The organism is Psychrobacter sp. W2-37-MNA-CIBAN-0211 (assembly GCF_040309405.1).
Classification (GTDB): Bacteria; Pseudomonadota; Gammaproteobacteria; order Pseudomonadales; family Moraxellaceae; genus Psychrobacter; species Psychrobacter glaciei.
Genome location: NZ_JBEOOU010000469.1, coordinates 1 through 246, shown reverse-complemented (window position 1 = coordinate 246; position 246 = coordinate 1). Strand labels below are relative to the sequence as shown.

The following is a 246-nucleotide window of genomic DNA, read 5'->3' as shown; positions in this document are numbered from 1 at the left end:
CGCCTGTATATTCTCAATCCAATGAAAAAGAAACCATTAAAGGCTATGCCACAGGCGTATTTTTAGTCCCTCAAATTATTAAGCAGGCCATTACTGAGCAGCAGTCTAAAATGTTTTCGATTGCTATTTATGAAGATATAAACAAACCTGCATTTTACAGTAACTCAAACAATCTTAATGTTGCACAAGGCAGTAAGCTAATATCGTTTAATGTCGATTTTGGTGGGCAACAATGGATAGTAAAAC

General features: G+C 35.4%; 1 protein-coding gene. It reads left to right on the top strand.

Annotated elements, in window-relative coordinates:
* On the top strand, positions 1 to 246 hold a 246-nt coding region (locus tag AAEY72_RS15915; RefSeq protein ID WP_352311626.1), incomplete at both ends, for a hypothetical protein.